At 71.8% G+C, this 16,811-nt stretch carries 17 protein-coding genes and 1 pseudogene; 9 read left to right on the top strand and 9 right to left on the bottom strand.

The window, feature by feature from the left end:
- From ABD207_RS16845 to ABD207_RS16835, 3 genes are all read left to right on the top strand, one after another.
- On the top strand, window positions 1-1,301 hold a 1,301-nt coding region (locus ABD207_RS16845), incomplete at its 5' end, for a S1C family serine protease (RefSeq protein WP_344013835.1).
- Between the two features lie 84 nt (window positions 1,302-1,385).
- A complete protein-coding gene (locus ABD207_RS16840; protein ID WP_344013833.1) occupies window positions 1,386-1,820 on the top strand; it encodes a sec-independent translocase in 435 nt (144 codons plus the stop codon).
- A gap of 344 nt (window positions 1,821-2,164) precedes the next feature.
- Window positions 2,165-2,836, top strand: a complete 672-nt coding sequence (locus ABD207_RS16835; RefSeq protein WP_344013831.1) for a hypothetical protein — start codon at window positions 2,165-2,167, stop codon at window positions 2,834-2,836.
- Between the two features lie 94 nt (window positions 2,837-2,930).
- Here ABD207_RS16835 and ABD207_RS16830 read toward each other — a convergent pair whose 3' ends face one another.
- The 3 genes from ABD207_RS16830 to ABD207_RS16820 are packed head-to-tail and all read right to left on the bottom strand — an operon-like array spanning window position 2,931 to window position 5,989.
- A complete protein-coding gene (locus ABD207_RS16830) occupies window positions 2,931-4,064 on the bottom strand; it encodes an Mrp/NBP35 family ATP-binding protein (RefSeq protein WP_344013830.1) in 1,134 nt (377 codons plus the stop codon).
- 43 nt (window positions 4,065-4,107) lie between these two features.
- Window positions 4,108-4,716: a DUF1003 domain-containing protein gene (locus ABD207_RS16825; RefSeq protein WP_344013829.1), complete on the bottom strand. Its 609-nt coding sequence runs from the start codon at window positions 4,714-4,716 to the stop codon at window positions 4,108-4,110.
- On the bottom strand, window positions 4,706-5,989 hold the full coding sequence (locus ABD207_RS16820) for a magnesium transporter MgtE N-terminal domain-containing protein (RefSeq protein ID WP_344013826.1): 1,284 nt from the start codon (window positions 5,987-5,989) through the stop codon (window positions 4,706-4,708). The genes ABD207_RS16825 and ABD207_RS16820 overlap by 11 nt, the downstream gene beginning before the upstream one ends.
- Window positions 5,990-6,203: 214 nt before the next feature.
- Between ABD207_RS16820 and ABD207_RS16815 the strand changes: the two genes are divergently transcribed.
- Window positions 6,204-6,965 carry a hypothetical protein gene (locus tag ABD207_RS16815; RefSeq protein ID WP_344013824.1) on the top strand — a complete coding sequence of 254 codons (762 nt, stop codon included), beginning with the start codon at window positions 6,204-6,206 and terminating at the stop codon, window positions 6,963-6,965.
- A gap of 169 nt (window positions 6,966-7,134) precedes the next feature.
- Here ABD207_RS16815 and ABD207_RS16810 read toward each other — a convergent pair whose 3' ends face one another.
- Window positions 7,135-7,653, bottom strand: coding sequence for a hypothetical protein (locus ABD207_RS16810; protein WP_344013822.1), 519 nt, complete (start codon window positions 7,651-7,653; stop codon window positions 7,135-7,137).
- Between the two features lie 24 nt (window positions 7,654-7,677).
- Complete coding sequence (locus ABD207_RS16805) at window positions 7,678-8,793, bottom strand: magnesium and cobalt transport protein CorA (protein ID WP_344013821.1); 1,116 nt, start codon at window positions 8,791-8,793, stop codon at window positions 7,678-7,680.
- A gap of 505 nt (window positions 8,794-9,298) precedes the next feature.
- Between ABD207_RS16805 and ABD207_RS16800 the strand changes: the two genes are divergently transcribed.
- Entirely contained in the window at window positions 9,299-9,883 is a 585-nt protein-coding gene (locus ABD207_RS16800; RefSeq protein ID WP_344013819.1) for a suppressor of fused domain protein, read from the top strand.
- 40 nt (window positions 9,884-9,923) lie between these two features.
- Here the strand turns inward: ABD207_RS16800 and ABD207_RS16795 are convergent, their stop codons facing one another.
- Window positions 9,924-11,192, bottom strand: a complete 1,269-nt coding sequence (locus ABD207_RS16795; protein WP_425580736.1) for an MFS transporter — start codon at window positions 11,190-11,192, stop codon at window positions 9,924-9,926.
- A 126-nt stretch (window positions 11,193-11,318) separates the two neighbouring features.
- Between ABD207_RS16795 and ABD207_RS16790 the strand changes: the two genes are divergently transcribed.
- The 3 genes from ABD207_RS16790 to ABD207_RS16780 all read left to right on the top strand — a co-directional run bounded on the left by ABD207_RS16790 (window position 11,319) and on the right by ABD207_RS16780 (window position 13,618).
- Complete coding sequence (locus ABD207_RS16790) at window positions 11,319-11,960, top strand: DUF6758 family protein (RefSeq protein ID WP_344013815.1); 642 nt, start codon at window positions 11,319-11,321, stop codon at window positions 11,958-11,960.
- Between the two features lie 133 nt (window positions 11,961-12,093).
- The gene (locus tag ABD207_RS16785; RefSeq protein WP_344013814.1) at window positions 12,094-12,951 is read left to right on the top strand and encodes a PHP domain-containing protein; all 858 of its coding nucleotides are present in this window, start codon (window positions 12,094-12,096) and stop codon (window positions 12,949-12,951) included.
- Window positions 12,952-13,012: 61 nt separating this feature from the next.
- Complete coding sequence (locus tag ABD207_RS16780) at window positions 13,013-13,618, top strand: MarC family protein (protein WP_344013812.1); 606 nt, start codon at window positions 13,013-13,015, stop codon at window positions 13,616-13,618.
- Between the two features lie 22 nt (window positions 13,619-13,640).
- On the opposite strand, the gene ABD207_RS16775 is transcribed toward ABD207_RS16780, so the two are convergent.
- Window positions 13,641-13,796: a hypothetical protein gene (locus ABD207_RS16775; protein ID WP_344013811.1), complete on the bottom strand. Its 156-nt coding sequence runs from the start codon at window positions 13,794-13,796 to the stop codon at window positions 13,641-13,643.
- A 174-nt stretch (window positions 13,797-13,970) separates the two neighbouring features.
- Between ABD207_RS16775 and ABD207_RS16770 the strand changes: the two genes are divergently transcribed.
- Window positions 13,971-14,864: an NYN domain-containing protein gene (locus ABD207_RS16770; protein ID WP_344013810.1), complete on the top strand. Its 894-nt coding sequence runs from the start codon at window positions 13,971-13,973 to the stop codon at window positions 14,862-14,864.
- 78 nt (window positions 14,865-14,942) lie between these two features.
- Here the strand turns inward: ABD207_RS16770 and ABD207_RS16765 are convergent, their stop codons facing one another.
- Window positions 14,943-15,812, bottom strand: coding sequence for an alpha/beta fold hydrolase (locus ABD207_RS16765; RefSeq protein WP_344013808.1), 870 nt, complete (start codon window positions 15,810-15,812; stop codon window positions 14,943-14,945).
- A 77-nt stretch (window positions 15,813-15,889) separates the two neighbouring features.
- Window positions 15,890-16,811 (bottom strand): annotated as a pseudogene (locus ABD207_RS16760) (DEAD/DEAH box helicase); the annotation flags it as partial.

Raw genomic sequence — 16,811 nt, 5'->3', positions numbered from 1 at the left:
CCGCGCAGGCCGCTGGCGCCGCCGCGCCCCCGGGCGCGCCCGGGGGCGCCGGGCAGCCTGCGGGCGCACCCGGCGCACCCGGCACCGCCGGATCCGCCGCCCCCGATCCCTGGCGGCGCTACGACCCCTGGGCCGCTGCCGCTGCGGCCGCCCCGCTGCAGCTGCACGGTGAGCCGGTCGAGACGGAGCAGCGGCGGCGCAAGCGGCGGGCGAGGTTCCTGATCGGCTTCCTGCTGGTCTTCGCGCTGCTGTGCGGGCTGGCCGGAGGGTTCGTCGGCGCGTACCTCGAACGCAACGGCGGGGTGGGCGCGGTGGAGCTGCCGCAGGCCGCGAAGGAGGACGTCGAGCGGGATCCCGACAGCGTCGCCGGTATCGCGGAGCGGGCGCTGCCCGGTGTCGTCACCCTGCACGTCAGCGGCGGCGGGGAGGCCGGGACGGGTACCGGCTTCGTGCTCGACACCCGCGGGCACATCCTGACCAACGACCACGTGGTGGAGCCCGCCGGGGACGACGGTGAGATCACCGTGACCTTCCACAGCGGCGACACCGCCGAGGCCACCGTCGTCGGCCGGGACAGCGGCTACGACCTGGCCGTCGTGAAGGTCAAGGGCGTCAAGGGGCTCGAGCCCCTGCCCCTGGGCAACTCCGACAACGTGAAGGTCGGCGACCCGGTGGTCGCCATCGGCGCCCCCTTCGACCTCGCCGGGACGGTCACCTCCGGCATCATCAGCGCCAAGGAGCGGCCCATCACCGCGGGCGGCGAGAAGGGTGACGGCAGCGACGTGTCCTACGTCGACGCACTGCAGACCGACGCCCCGATCAACCCCGGCAACTCGGGCGGCCCGCTGCTGGACGCCGACGCCCGCGTGATCGGCATCAACTCGGCCATCCGTTCCGCCGGCGGCGACTCCGACGGCCAGGCCGGCTCCATAGGCCTCGGCTTCGCCATCCCCATCAACCAGGGCAAGCGCGTCGCCGAGGAACTGATCAACACCGGCAAGGCGACCCACCCGGTCATCGGCATCACCCTCGACATGCAGTACACCGGCGACGGCGCCCGCGTGGGCACCAAGGGCAGCGACGGTGGTCCGCCGGTGGTCTCCGGCGGCCCCGGCGACAAGGCCGGGATCAAGCCCGGCGACGTCATCACCAAGGTCGACGGCCGGCCCGTGCACTCGGGTGAGGAACTCATCGTCAAGACCCGGGCGCACCGTCCCGGCGACCGGCTGGAGCTCACCCTGGAACGGGACGGCGAGGAGCGCACCGTCTCGCTGGTGCTCGGCTCCTCCGACGGCGACTGAGATGCAGGGGTCCGGTGCAGTACCGGTCGTACCGGATGGCCGGGTACCGTGGACCCGGCCCGATGGGATCGCGAGGAGCTTGCAGTGTTCAACGACATAGGACCGCTCGAGCTGGTCACGCTCGTCATCCTCGCCGTGCTCGTCTTCGGACCCGACAAGCTGCCCAAGGTCATCCAGGACGTGGCACGCACCATCCGGAAGATCCGCGACTTCTCGGAGAGCGCCAAGCAGGACATCCGGCAGGAGCTGGGCCCCGAGTTCAAGGACTTCGAGTTCGAGGACCTCAACCCCAAGACGTTCATCCGCAAGCAGCTGGAGAACGACGACCTGGGGCTGAAGGAGATCCGCAACGGCTTCGACCTGAAGAAGGAGATGGCCGAGGTCACGGACGCCGTCCACGGACGCGACTCCGACACCGGGTCCGCCCCGTCCGCCGCCGCGTCCTCCTCCGGCGGCCGGGTCGACATGACCAAGCGACCTGCCGACGACCGCCCGCCGTTCGACGCGGACGCCACCTGATCCCTGCCGCCCGCCGTTCGACGCGGACGCCACTTGATCCCTGCCGCCCGCCGTTCGACGCGGACGCCACCTGATCCCCGTCGCCCGCCGTCCGGCGCGCGAGCAGGCCGCGCTCCGACCTGCGCCCGCGCGGGGCGCACGCCCCCGCGTACGTGACGCGTTTCATACTCCGATGTGCCCCCGCACGGCCTGATCCGGGCGTCCGGACGGCCCACGCGCCGGGCGCTTTCCGGCCGCGTGCCGACAGGGTGGTTATGCTGCCGAGTTGTTGTGCGGATCGGACGAGTACGCCCGTAGGGGGGCGGGCCGCCCGGTCCGACGAGAGCGAGGAGGCGTCCGGGATCATGGAGACGACGAGTCGGGCAGTCGCGCAGGCGCCGGCCGCAGAGGACGGACCGCAGGTCCACCCCGCCCGGCGTGCGGTCGACGACTACCTGCGGGCGCCCTTTCCCTGGTACGGCCTGGACGAGGCGTTCACCGGGCCCCGCTGGCTGATGCAGGTCGGCACGGCCGCCGACGGGGCCGTCGAGCACGGGTCCCTCGGGCACGGCGACGAGCCGACGGTGCGCAACGAGCACGCCGCCGCGTCCGGCCAGGACGTCAAGGAGAAGTTCGCGGTCGTGGTGACCGTGGCGGCCAACCCGGTGCGGCGCAGCGCCGACGGCACGGGCCTGCTGGAGGCCACCTCGGTGTCCTCCGCGGCCTGGCTGGCGGGTGTGGGGCTGCTGTCCTTCACCTGGCCGGGGCAGATGGACCACTCCCTGCGCGACGACTGGCTGGAGCAGCAGACGGAGACGGCGTGGGCGCTGGCCGACGATCTGTCCGGGGAGCAGTGGTCGACGCTGACCCTCCCCGTGGACGGGGTGCCCACACCGTTCCACTACCGGGAGTCCGAGTTCGGGTGGGTGCTGGCCGGGTCGACCCAGGCGGGCGTGCACGTCGGGGCGTACGGGCGCGGGATGAGCGCCTACGGGCTGGGTTTCGCCGCGGTGAAGGACATCGCCGCCTACACCTGAGCCACGTACGCACGAGGGCACAGCGAGGGGCGCCGGCCGGTGACCGGCGCCCCTTCGCATGCTCCCGAGGACTGGTGGAGAGCGGCGGGCCCGCTCAGAACTTGTTGCGCGGGGTGATCCCCAGTGACATGCCCGACAGGCCGCGCTGCCGGCCGCCCAGCTTGCCCGCGATCGAGCGCAGGGCCGCGCCCGCCGGGGAGTCCGGGTCGGTGAGGACCACCGGCTTGCCCTCGTCGCCGCCCTCGCGCAGGCGGACGTCGATGGGGATGCTGCCGAGGACCGGGACATTGGTGCCGGTGGTGCGGGTCAGGCCGTCGGCGACCAGCTGGCCGCCGCCCGTGCCGAAGACGTCGACCATCTCGCCGCAGTGCGGGCAGGGCAGGCCGGACATGTTCTCGACCACGCCGACGATCTTCTGGTGGGTCTGTACGGCGATGGAGCCCGCCCGCTCGGCCACCTCGGCCGCCGCCTGCTGCGGGGTCGTCACCACCAGGATCTCGGCGTTCGGGACCAGCTGCGCCACCGAGATCGCGATGTCACCGGTGCCGGGCGGCAGGTCCAGCAGCAGCACGTCCAGATCGCCCCAGTAGACGTCCGCCAGGAACTGCTGCAGCGCGCGGTGCAGCATGGGGCCGCGCCAGACCACCGGGGCGTTGCCCGGGGTGAACATGCCGATGGAGATGACCTTCACCCCGTTGGCCGAAGGCGGCATGATCATGTTCTCGACCTGCGTGGGACGGCCGTCCGCGCCCAGCATGCGCGGCACGCTGTGGCCGTAGATGTCGGCGTCCACGACACCGACCTTCAGCCCGTCGGCCGCCATCGCCGCCGCCAGGTTCACCGTCACCGAGGACTTGCCGACGCCGCCCTTGCCGGAGGCGACCGCGTAGACACGGGTGAGGCTGCCGGGCTTGGCGAACGGGACCTCGCGCTCGGTCTGGCCGCCGCGCAGCGCGCTGGCCAGCTCCTTGCGCTGCTCGTCGCTCATCACGTCCAGCGTGACGTCGACACGGGTGACGCCCTCGACCCTGGAGACCGCATCCTTCACGCGCTGGGTGATGGTCTCGCGCATCGGGCAGCCCGACACCGTCAGGTACACGGTGACCGCGACCGCTCCGTCGGCGCCGATCTCCACCGATTTCACCATCCCGAGCTCGGTGATGGGCCGGTTGATCTCGGGGTCGTTCACCGTCGCCAGTGCCTCGCGCACCGCGTCTTCCGTAGCCATACGAACGATGGTACGGCGCCGGGTACACCGGCCGGTAAGCCCGTCAGTGGTCGCCTGCGTCACGTCCCGGAGGCCGTTGTGCGCGCATCGCCGGAAGTGCCCCGCTGTGCTCCCGGTGCCCGTTCTGCCGCAGCTCAAGTTCCTTGACCAGGTCCTGCAGCTCCGAGCGGATCCAGTCACGCGTGGCCACCTCGCCGAGCCCGATCCGCAGGGCGGCGACCTCCCGCGTCAGGTACTCGGTGTCCGCGATGGAGCGCTCGTTGCGCTTGCGGTCCTGCTCCAGATTGACCCGGTCGCGGTCGTCCTGCCGGTTCTGCGCGAGCAGGATCAGCGGCGCCGCGTAGGACGCCTGCAGGGACAGGGCCAGCGTCAGGAAGATGAACGGGTACTCGTCGAACCGCACCGACTCGGGCAGCAGCGTGTTCCACACGATCCAGACGACGATCGTGACCGTCATCCAGACCAGGAACCGCCCGGTGCCGATGAAGCGGGCGATGCGCTCCGACATCCGCCCGAAGGCCTCCGGGTCCCACTCGGGCAGGATCCGCCGGCGCGGCGGGCGCGGCTGGTCCAGCCGGGGCGTCCGGGGCCGCCCGGCGGCGGTGGCGCCCGACGGCAGCCGCATGCGCAGGCCGTCGCGCTCAGGCGTCATCCGGGACCACCCCCTTGCCGAGGTGGAACTCGGTCTCCCGCCAGTCCTCGGGCAGCATGTGGTCCAGCAAGTCGTCCACGGTCACCGCCCCCAGCAGCGAGCCCGCCTCGTCGACCACGGGCGCCGCCACCATGTCATAGGTCGCGAAGAACCCGGCGATGACGGGCAGCGCCGCATCGGGCTCCAGCGGCTGCAGGTCGTCGTCCAGCATCGAGCCGACCAGGGTGTACGGGGGGTCGCGCAGCATGCGCTGGAAGTGCACCGTGCCGAGGTACTTGCCGGTGGGCGTCTCGTCGGGCGGGCGGCAGACGTACACCTGGGCGGCGAGCGCCGGGGACAGGTCCGGGTTGCGGATCCGGGCGAGGGCCTCGGCGACGGTCGCGTCGGGCCGCAGGATGATCGGCTCGGTCGTCATCAGGCCGCCCGCGGTGCGCTCCTCGTACGACATCAGGCGCCGCATGTCGGCGGCGTCGCCCGGCCGCATCAGGCTCAGCATGCGTTCCTTGTCGTCCTCGGGCAGCTCGGCGAGCAGGTCGGCGGCGTCGTCGGGGTCCATGGCGCCGAGCACGTCGGCGGCGCGTTCCTCGGCCAGCTTCATGAAGATCTCGATCTGGTCGTCTTCCGGCAGCTCCTCCAGCACGTCGGCCAGCCGGTCGTCGTCCAGGGCGGCGGCGACCTCGGCCCGCCGTTTGGGGGAGAGGTGGTGCAGCACATTGGCGAGGTCGGCGGGGCGCAGCTGCTCGAAGGTGGCGAGCAGGTTCTCGGCGCCCTGCCCTTCCTCCTCCAGCGTGAAGCCGGTGACGGCCGACCACTCGACGGTCAGCGTCTCGCCCTTGCTGCGCCGGAAGGCCCCGCCCTTCTTGCCCTTGCGCACGAAGACCCGGTCGATCTCCCATTCCCGGCGGGCGGGCAGCTGATGCACCGACAGGTCGAGGACGGTGACCTCCTCGCCCGTCTCCACCAGTTTCACCCTCCGGTCCAGCAGCTCGCCGAAGACCAGCCGCTCGGTGGGCCGCTGCTCGAAGCGCCGCACATTGAGCACACCGGTGGTGATGACCTGTCCCGCCTGCACGGCCGTCACCCGGGTCATGGGCAGGAAGATGCGCCGCCGGGTGGCGAGTTCGACGACCAGCCCCAGCAGCCTCGGCGGCCGCTGGGCGACCCGCAGCATGACGACCAGATCGCGCACCCGCCCCACCTGGTCGCCGTTCGGGTCGAAGACCGCGGCACCGGACAGGTGCGAGACGAAGAACCGCGGGGCGCCCGCTGCCATGGCCGCGTCTCCTTTTCATGCGGGGTGTTCGTTACGGGGACTGCCTGGTGCGTCGGCTTATACGAATTGCCCGCTCGGGTGGGCTTCAGGCTAGCCCGTCCTGATCGGCCGTGCTCAGGCGGCCGGTCCGTACGGACTGGCTCCGTCCGCCTCGTGTGCCCCCGGTACTCTGCGGTACGCCGTTCAGGTCCCCGTCAGAGAGGCAGCCGCACCTGTGATTCCGATCTCCCAGGGCCGTCCGCGCTGGGCCGCGCCGGCGCTCGCCGTCTGTGTACTGCTGGTGGCGGGGACGGGGCTCACGGGGTGCTCCGAGGATCCGAACGAGGGTACCAACGGCGTCGGCAAGCTGTCCCCCGAGGAGATCCAGAGCCGCACCCAGAAGGCCGCCGCGTCGGTCGACACGGTCCGGCTGCACGGCACCGTGGTCACCAAGGGCCGCACCTACAGGGTCGACATGCGGGTGAAGTCCGAGGGCGGGATCGGGTCGGTCACCACCGAGGGCGAGACGTTCCGCCTGCTGCGGGTGGGGGACGAGCTGTTCCTGAAGGCCGGCGCCGAGTTCTGGGGCCAGGACGGCAAGGGCGAGGACGGCGGCGGCACCAAGGCGGACGCCGCGGCGGCCGCGAAGCTCGCCGAGAAGTACGTGAAGGTGCCGAAGGGCGATCCCTCGTACAAGAAGTTCAGCGGCTTCACCGACAAGGACGTGCTGCTCGGCGGGCTGCTGACCCTGCACGGCAAGCTGGCCACGGACGGCCACCACGAGCAGGCGGGCGTGCGCACCATCCGGATCACCGGCGACGACGGCTCCGGCGGCACCCTCGACGTCTCCCTCGAGGGCCAGCCGTTCCCGCTGCGCCTGGTCCGCGCCGGCAAGGCCGGCGTCCTCACCTTCTCGTCCTGGGGCGCCGACTTCCCCCTCAAGAAGCCCACCAAGGACGAAACCCTGGACTACGGCAAACAGCTCCCCAGCTCCTGAGAAACCCGTCGCGCCCCAGCTGCGGGCAGTCGTGCCGCTGCGGGCGATGGGGTCCCCCCGCTCGAGCGAAGTCGAGAGTGGGGGAGGGTGGGCGCAGCGGCACCCTGCCAGCGCCGGTAAGCGACACCTGCTCCCGGCCGGTACCAGCGCCGGGTGGGCCCGGCAGACCCTAGCCGCGCTTGCGCTTCCTCCGGGCCAGCAGCTTCGGCAGGGCCGCCGGGATCGGCCGGCGGGTAATCGCAGGGGAGGGCAGCGGGGGCTCGGCCAGGGAAGCGTCGGGCAGCGGCGCGGTCTCTCCGGTGGGCTCCAGGCGCAGCACCCTGCACTCGCGGGCCCAGCGCTCGGGCATCGCCTCGCCGTCGGGCGCGTTCAGCCGCTTGCCCTTGAGCTCGGCGACCGCCGCCGCCCACTCCTCGCCACCGGCGGGCAGCTCGACCACCTTCGCGGTCCAGGAGATCAGCCGGCCGCCCTTGTCCTTGCTGCGCACCGTCACCTCGGCCGTGCCACCGTCCACGAGCCCCGGCAGCGGCTGCTCCCCAGGGCCGTCGCCGACGACACAGGCGGCGCCCTCGTGCCACACGTGCCACAGCGCACGGGCGGCGGGAGCCCCGGCGGCCCGCACCCAGACCAGGCCGGACTTCTTGGTGGCCTCCTCGATGAGGGCCCGCTCCAGCAGCTCGCTCGTCATGCGCTCAGCCTATCGAGCGGGCGTTCACAGCCAGCCGTTGCGCTTGAGCGTGCGGTGGATGCCGAGGCAGATGCCGACGATGATCGTCAGCACCATCGGGTAGCCGTACCGCCAGTGCAGCTCCGGCATGTGGTCGAAGTTCATGCCGTACACCCCGCAGACCATGGTCGGCACGGCGATGATCGCCGCCCAGGAGGTGATCTTGCGCATGTCCTCGTTCTGCGCCACGGACGCCTGGGCGAGATTGGCCTGAAGGATGGAGTTGAGCAGCTCGTCGAAGCCCATGACCTGCTCCTGCACCCGGGCCACGTGGTCGGCGACGTCCCGGAAGTACTTCTGGATCTCCGGGTCGATCAGCCGCATGGGCCGCTCGCTGAGCAGCTGCATCGGCCGCAGCAGCGGCGCCACCGCCCGCTTGAACTCCAGCACCTCGCGCTTGAGCTGGTAGATCCGCCCGGCGTCGGTGCCGCGCGGGGTGCCCTTGCGGCCGGGCGAGAACACCTCGGTCTCGACCTCGTCGATGTCGTCCTGCACCGCGTCGGCGACCGCGATGTAGCCGTCGACGACGTGGTCGGCGATGGCGTGCAGCACCGCGGAGGGGCCCTTGGCCAGCAGCTCGGGGTTGTCCTGGAGGCGGTGCCGCAGGGCGCGCAGCGAGCCCTGGCCGCCGTGCCGCACGGTGATGAAGAAGTCCCGGCCGGTGAAGCACATCACCTCGCCGGTGGCGACGACCTCGCTGCTGGAGGTGAGCCGGTCGTGCTCGACGTAGTGGACGGTCTTGAAGACCGTGAACAGCGAGTCGTCGTAGCGCTCCAGCTTGGGCCGCTGGTGGGCCCGGACGGCGTCCTCGACGGCCAGCGGGTGCAGCCCGAACTCGCGGGCCACTCCGGCGAATTCGTCCTCGGACGGCTCGTGCAGGCCGATCCACACGAAGCCGCCGTCGCGGCGGACCAGGCGCATCGCCTCCTGCGGGGTGAGCGGTCCCTCGGTCGCCACCCGCCGCCCGTCCCGGTAGACGGCGCAGTCGACGACGGCGGTCGCCCGGGCCCGCTCGCACGGAGTCTCGTAGGGGGCGCTGTCCTTGCGCAGCGAGACACGGGAGGGGCGGACCACGGCGCGCAGGTCGCGAATCATCGACATGGCGGTCTCCTTCGCAGACGGGGCAACGAAAGGCGCGCCAGTACGACGGCTGGAACAACCCGGAATGAGGACGTCCGTGAACTGCGGATGTTTGGCACGTCCACAAAGCGGGGAGCACCGCACCGTCGCGGCGGCGAGCTTCGTCGCTGATACAGCTTGGGGCAGATCAGACAGAACGAAACGAAGTGCTCTTCCGTTGAAGAACGCGCATGCGAGGGGTGGCAGCCAGGAAGGAAACGGCTACATCAGGCGTCGCCGGAAGAGCGGGTGATACTGCACGGTCGACTTCGGTCCATGTCAGCCTCACCTCCTCCGGCCGGTCCCTCGTGAGGGACGATCCACACATCCCCTGGGGGGATTCCCCTTCAGACGGGGAGAGTCGCACAGGCGTCGGGGCTCGAATCCGCGACGCTTCTGCGTGCTGCCCCGACCGACCAAGAGTATCAGCCGACCGGTGTGTCAAGGCGCCGCTTTGCCCGTAGCTGACGAGTTCTATGCTCGCCGCATGGCTGATGTTCTTCCTCTGGTCGAAGCCCGGCTGCGTACGGCGCTGGGCGAACCGGACGCGCGCGCGGCGGTCACCTTCCTCGGCACGGACCGCATCGAGGTGCTCCGTTTCAGCGAGGGGGACATCGTCCGCTACGCCACGCTCGGCATGTCCGCGCACCCCATGACCGACCCCACCGCGGTGGTCGCCGACCCGGTGAAGGGGCCGCGCGCCGAGCTGCTGCTGTCGGTGCGCGCCGGGATCGCGGACACCGACAAGGTGCTGCGTCCGCTCGCCGTGCTCGCCGCCTCTCCGCAGGTCGAGGGCGTGGTGGTGGCGCCCGGCGCCTCGCTCGACGTCGGGGAACCGCTGTGGCCTGGCGCCCCGTTCACCTCGGTGCTGGTGGCCGAGCCGGGCGGTCTGGTGGAGGACCTGGAGCTCGACGAGCCGCTCGACCCCGTGCGGTTCCTGCCGCTGCTCCCGATGACTCCGAACGAGGCCGCCTGGAAGCGGGTGCACGGAGCCCAGGCCCTTCAGGAACGCTGGCTGAGCAGCGGGACGGATCTGCGGGATCCGGCCCGCAGGTCCGTCGCGCTGGACTGAGCCGGCGTGAGCAAACTCACCAACTCCGGCCGCGCAAGGCTCAGTTGGTGAGCACCGCGACCCCGTCCTCGGTGGCCCGGCGCGGCTGCGGGTGCTCCGCCTGGAGGGTGAGCGCCCCGCGCCGCAGGAGGACCACCAGCGCGCCCAGCACCGCGGTGACCGCTGCCACCACGAACGGGATGTGCCCATCGGTCCACTCCTCGATCCGGGGCGCGAAGCAGGGCGCGGCGGCCGCCGCGAACCAGCGCACGAAGTTGTACCCGGCGCTCGCCACCGGCCGCGGCGCGTCCGACACGCCCAGCGCCAGCTCGGTGTAGACGGTGTTGTTCACGCCGATGAGGGCGCCGGAGAGCACCGTGCAGATCACGGCGGTGGTGTGGCCGCCGTAGCCGAGCACCAGCACATCGGCGGCGAGCAGCACCAGCGAGCCGCCCAGCACGGTCAGCGAGCCGAACCGCCGCTGCAGCCGGGGCGCCACGATCACCGAGAACACCGCGAGCAGCACGCCCCAGGCGAAGAACACCGCGCCGGAGCGGTACGGTGACATGTCCAGCACGAACGGCGTGAAGGCCAGCACGGTGAAGAACGTGTAGTTGTAGAAGAACGCCGAGACGGCCGCCGAGGCCAGACCGCCGTGGCCGAGCGCCCGGAGCGGGGCGAGCAGCGAGGTCCTGCGGGAGGGCCGGGGCTGCTCCTTCAGGAAGACCGTGATGCACAGGAAGCCGACCGCCATCAGCGCGGCGGTGCCGAAGAAGGGGTAGCGCCAGCTGGCGTCGCCGAGCAGCGCGCCGGCCAGCGGGCCGCAGGCCATGCCCAGGCCGAGGGCGGACTCGTACAGCAGGATCGCCGCCGCGCTGCCCCCGGCGGCCGCGCCGACGATGACCGCGAGGGCGGTGGAGACGAACAGCGCGTTGCCGAGGCCCCAGCCGGCCCGGAAGCCGACCAGTTCGCCGACCGAGGAGGAGGTGCCGGACAGGCCGGCGAAGACCACCACCAGGGCGAGGCCGAGCAGCAGGGTCCTGCGGCCGCCGATCCGGCTGGAGACGAAGCCGGTCACCAGCATGGCCAGCGCCGTGATGAGGAAGTACGAGGTGAACAGCAGGGAGACCTGTCCGGCCGAGGCGTCGAGGCCCTGCGCGATGGACGGCAGGATCGGGTCGACCAGGCCGATCCCCATGAAGGCGACGACGGAAGCGCCGGCGGTCGCCCACACGGCCCCCGGCTGCTTGAGGAGGCTCGAGGCCCCCGTTTCGAAGGCATCCACCAGTGCTCCAATTCCGCGGCATGGACAGATGGCAGATGCACACATTAAGTTAGCCGGGCTAATTAATGCAAGCTGCATCTATCTGGGCCGGGGTGTGGTTCGCTGCCCGGTTCCCTCCGGTCGGGTGATCGTCCTTGACGTGGCGCGGCAGAGCTAGGACCGTGGGGCTCTATGAGGGGCGAACCCAGTTGCCCGAAGTGCGGTGGCCGGGTCCGGGCTCCCGGCCTCTTCTCCGATGCGTGGCAGTGCGATGTGCACGGCGCCGTGCATCCCCTTCAGCCCGTGCTGCCACCGAGCGTCGAGGCACTCAACGTGGTGGTGCACCGCACGAAGGTGCCGGTGTGGATGCCCTGGCCGCTGCCCGTGGGCTGGCTGTTCACGGGGGTGGCGAGCGCGGGCGACGACCGCAGCGGCGGGCGCGCCACCGCCGTCGCCTGCACCGGGCCCGGGCCCCTCGGGGGGATGGGGGAGCTGATCCTGGTGGCCGAGGAGCTCGGCGTAGGACTCGGCGCCCGCTACGCGGGCATCGAAGGCCCGGACCCCGGGCCGTTCCTGAATGTCGAGAAGCCCGCCCAGACCAAGGTGCTGGCCGCAGGCCGCCCCACCCCGCTCTGGCATGTCTCCAAGACCCCGGACGACCGTGCCGTGTTCGCCGGCGAGGCCCTCGGGATGTGGCTGTGGGCGGTGGTGTGGCCCGAGCAGTCGGGGCTGCTGATGTACGACGAGCTGGTGCTCACCGATCTGCGCGACGCCGGGGCCGAGGTGGAGCTGGTGCCCTGCGGGGCGCTGTCGCCGCGCCTGCTGAAAACCTGAGAAGAGGCGTCACTCCGGACCCCAGGCGGTGTGTAGGGGGCGCAGGCCTGGTTCGGGTGTGACAGAGGTGGGTGAAAATCCGGTTATCCTGAAGCGTCCTCATCCGTCCGTCCACCGCTTGGAGTACTGCGTCGTGCGTATCGATCTGCACACCCACTCCACCGCGTCCGACGGCACGGACACGCCCGCCGACCTGGTCCGCAAGGCGGCCGCCGCCGGGCTCGACGTCATCGCGCTGACCGATCACGACACCACCCGGGGGCACGCCGAGGCGCTGTCCGTGCTGCCCGCCGGGCTCACCCTGGTCACCGGAGCCGAGCTGTCCTGCCGGCTCGACGGCGTCAGCATGCACATGCTGGCCTACCTCTTCGATCCCGAGGAGCCGGCGCTGCTCGCCGAGCGCGAGCTGGTCCGGGACGACCGGGTGCCGCGCGCCAAGAGCATGATCGCCAAGCTGAACGCGCTGGGCGTCCCCGTCACCTGGGAGCAGGTCGCCCGGATCGCGGGGAACGGGTCGGTCGGCCGCCCGCACATCGCCACCGCCATGGTGGAGCTGGGGGTCGTGCCCAGCGTCAACGACGCCTTCACCCAGGACTGGCTGGCCGACGGCGGCCGGGCCTACGTGGAGAAGCACGAGACCAACCCCTTCGACGCGCTGCGGCTGATCAAGAACGCGGGCGGGGTCGCCGTCTTCGCCCACCCGGCCGCGACCAAGCGGGGCCGGACCGTGCCGGAGTCGGCGATCGCCGACCTCGCCGAGGCGGGCCTGGACGGCATCGAGGTCGACCACATGGACCACGACCCCGACACCCGGGCCCGGCTGCGCGGCCTCGCCAAGGAGCTGGGCCTGCTGGTCACCGGCTCCAGCGACTACCACGGCAGCCGCAAGACCTGTGTGCTCGGCGAGTTCATGACGGACCCCGAGGTGTACGGCGAGATCACCCGGCGGGCGACCGGCGCGTTCCCGGTGCCGGGGACCGGCGGGGCCTGAGACCCCGCCCCCGGGCCCTCACGTCCACCGCACCTCTCGTTCATCCCTCAGCAAGGCACTCATGTTCGACGCTGCCGTCTTCGGCTCTCTGTTCCTGACCCTTTTTGTCATCATGGATCCCCCCGGGATCACCCCGATCTTCCTCGCCCTGACCTCCGGCCGGCCCGGCAAGGTGCAGAAGCGGATGGCCCTGCAGGCCGTCTGTGTGGCCGGCGGGGTCATCGCCGTGTTCGGCCTGCTGGGCCACCGGATCCTCAACTACCTGCATGTCTCGGTGCCCGCGCTGATGATCGCGGGAGGACTGCTGCTTCTGCTGATCGCGCTGGACCTGCTCACCGGCAAGTCCGACGAGCCCAAGCAGACCAAGGACGTCAATGCCGCCCTGGTGCCGCTGGGCATGCCGCTGCTGGCCGGGCCCGGCGCGATCGTCTCGGTGATCCTCGCCGTGCAGAAGGCCGACTCCGTCGCCACTCAGGTGTCGGTGTGGTCGGCGATCGTCGCCATCCATGTGGTGCTGTGGCTGGTGATGCGCTACTCGCTGCTGATCATCCGGGTCATCAAGGACGGCGGTGTGGTGCTGGTGACCCGCCTCGCGGGCATGATGCTCTCCGCGATCGCCGTGCAGCAGATCATCAACGGGGTCACCCAGGTGATCCGGGGCGCCTGACGCCGGGGCGGCCGGCCCCTCGTCAGGAGGTGGTCGGCAGCTCGGCCGGGCGGATCCACAGGCGCTGCCCGATGGCGGCGGCCTGCTGGACGATGGTGTTGACGCACGCGGCATCTACGATGGTGGTGTCCACGGGCGTGCCGTCGGTGTCGTCGAGTCGCATGATCTCGAAGCGCACAGGGCTCCTCTCGTTTGTGAGTGTTTCCGTACCTGTGCAACGAACTGTGCGATGCAAACATTCCCTACGCTAAGGAAAATTTTCGATCCGCTAAATACTGGTCAGTAAGTGTTTCGCACGAGACCGATCGGGACCGGTTGTGTTCGCAGCGTGACCGCCGGGACAATGGAGGCAATGAACGAGGACCTCGCGGCCCTGAGCGCCCGAATCGACCGCACCAACGAGCTGCTCGAACGCATGCTCGCCGAGGTGGCGAAGACGCCCTCCACGCACGCGATCTTCGTCGACGCCGGCTACCTGTACGCGGCGGCTGGGCGGCTCGTGGCCGGCACCGAGGACCGCCGGGCCTTCGACCTCGACGCCGAGGGACTCATCGACGCGCTGATCGACCGGGCCCGCAGCATCTTCGCCGACAGCAGGCTGCTGCGCGTCTACTGGTACGACGGCGCCCGGCGCCGCATCCACACCGCCGAGCAGCAGTCCATCGCCGAACTGCCGGACGTCAAGGTCCGCCTCGGCAACCTCAACGCCAACAACCAGCAGAAGGGCGTCGACTCCCTGATCCGCAGCGACCTGGAGTCACTCGCCCGGCACCGTGCCATCAGCGACGCCGCCCTGCTCGGCGGCGACGAGGACCTGGTCTCCGCGGTCGAGGCCGCCCAGGGCTACGGGGCCCGGGTCCACCTGTGGGGCATCGAGGCCCCGGAGGGCCGCAACCAGGCCGAACCGCTGCTGTGGGAGGTCGACAGCCAGCGCACCTTCGACCTGGACTTCTTCAAGCCCTACGTCACCCGGCGCACCCCCGCCACCTACGAGCCCGCGCTCGGCCGGCCCACCCGCGACGACGTGCGGTTCGTCGGTGCGCAGATCGCCGCGAAGTGGCTCGCCGCCCGCGGCCGCGACTCCCTCCTCGAGCTGCTCCCCGGCCACCCCTATCTGCCCGGCTCGGTCGACCAGGACCTCCTGGTCGAGGCCGAGGGCCTGCTCCAGTACTCCCTGCGCGGCCAGGCGGACCTGCGGCGGGCCCTGCGGGACGGCTTCTGGGACCACCTGCAGGCGCAGTACTAGCAGTACTGAACCAGCAGTACCAGCAGTACTAGCAGCACTGAACTAGCAGTACTAGCAGTACTAGCAGTACTGGGCGGATCAGCTGCCGGCCGAGGGCGCGATCCGGTCCCAGAAGTCCGCGAGAGCCTTCGCGGTCGCCTCCGGCCGGTCCGCGTTGGGGGAGTGCTCGGCACCCTCGATGACCGAGCGGTGCGCGTTCAGCCGCTCGGCCATGGCATCCAGGTCCGCCACCGGCCAGGTGTCGTCGCGTGAACCGGACAGCACATGGAACGGCAGCGGCACGGCGGCGAGCCGGTCCACCAGGTCCGGCTCCGTGCACAACTGCCGCCCCGTGGCCAGGAGCTGCGCGGGCCGGGTGCGCAGCCAGCGGCGGCGCAGCAGTTCGGGCCCGCCGATGCCGCGCGCGGGTCCGCCGACCTCCTCCGGCGGGCCCATCGCCAGGATCGCCTCCCAGCACTCCTCCATCGACATCACCGCGAGCGCGTCCCGCAGCAGCTTCACCCGCTGCTCCTGGGAGACGGAGATGCGCGCCGGCCCCGAGGCCATCAGGGTGAGGGAGCGGAAGGGGGAGTGGTCCAGCAGGACGGCGCGGCGGGCGATCAGCCCGCCGAGCGAGTGCCCGACCAGATGCACCCGTTCCCCGAGCGCCTCCACCTGCGCGAGCACGTCCCGCGCCAGCTCCTCCAGCGCGTAGGCGGACTCGTCGTCCGGCCCGTCCGACTCGTGCTGCCCTCGCCCGTCCACGGCGACGCTGCGGTACCCGCGCGCGGCGAGCGGTTCGTGCAGCAGCGTGAAGTCCTCCTTGCTGCCGGTGTACCCGGGCAGCAGCAGCGCGGTGCCCTTCGCGCCGGCGCCGGGGGCCGCGGGTACGTCGACGACGGCGAACGGCCCGCGTGCGGTGGGCAGTTGGCGGGTCTCGTAGCTGGGGACGTGGAGGTTGCTGGTCACGCAGTGAGGGTAGCGGGCGGCCCCGGACACGCCGACGGCCCGGCCCCCGCGTGGGGAACCGGGCCGTCGGCGTTCGTTCAGCCCTCCGTGGGCTCCGCGGCCGCTGCCTTCTTGCGCGTGCGGCGGGGCTTGGCTTCGGTGGCCTCGGCCGTGTCGGCGCTTGCCTCCGCCTTGGCGGTGGTCTTGCGCGTGCGGCGCGGCTTGGTCTCCGTCTCCTCGGCCGCCGCTGTGGCCTGGGCGGGGATGTCGGCCAGGGGTGCGGTGTCGGCGGCCTTGCGGGTGCGGCGCCGCGGCTTGGCCTCGGTGCCTTCCGCGGTGTCGGCCGCGGCCTCGGCGGCCGCCTTCCGGGTACGGCGCGGCTTGGCGTCGGCCGCATCCTCCGCGGCCGCTGCCTTCTTGCGCGTGCGGCGGGGCTTGGCTTCGGTGGCCTCGGCCGTGCCGGCGCTTGCCTCCGCCTTGGCGGTGGTCTTGCGCGTGCGGCGCGGCTTGGTCTCCGTCTCCTCGGCCGCCGCTGTGGCCTGGGCGGGGATGTCGGCCAGGGGTGCGGTGTCGGCGGCCGTGCGGGTGCGGCGCCGCGGCGTGGCCTCGGCGTCAGCCACAGCCTCCTCCGCGGCCACAGCCTCCTCTGCGGCCGCTGCCTTCTTCCGCGTGCGACGCGGCTTCGTCTCGGCGGCTTCGGCGGTCTCGGTGGCCTTGGTTGCCTCGGTCGGCTCGGTGGCGCCCTCGGCCGTCCCGACAACGGTCTCCGCGGCCGTGGACTTCCGGGCACGGCGACGGCGCCGCTCGGCGGCGGGAGCCTCCGGCTCCTCGGCCACCGCCGTGTCCGTGCTCACCTCGGCCACCGGGGTCACCTCGGCCGTCGTCTCGGCCGCGACCGTCTCCGCCGGGCGGCGGGTGCGGCGGCGCGGCTTGGCAGGAGCCTCGGCGGCGTCGTCCTGCGTGGTGCCCTCGGCGGTGGCGACGGCGGCCTGAGCCGCCGGTGCCGCCGGTGCCGCCTCG

It is taken from the genome of Streptomyces thermospinosisporus (genome assembly GCF_039526425.1).
In the GTDB taxonomy this organism is placed as follows: Bacteria; Actinomycetota; Actinomycetes; order Streptomycetales; family Streptomycetaceae; genus Streptomyces; species Streptomyces thermocarboxydovorans.
This window is presented reverse-complemented; position numbering and strand designations above follow the sequence as displayed.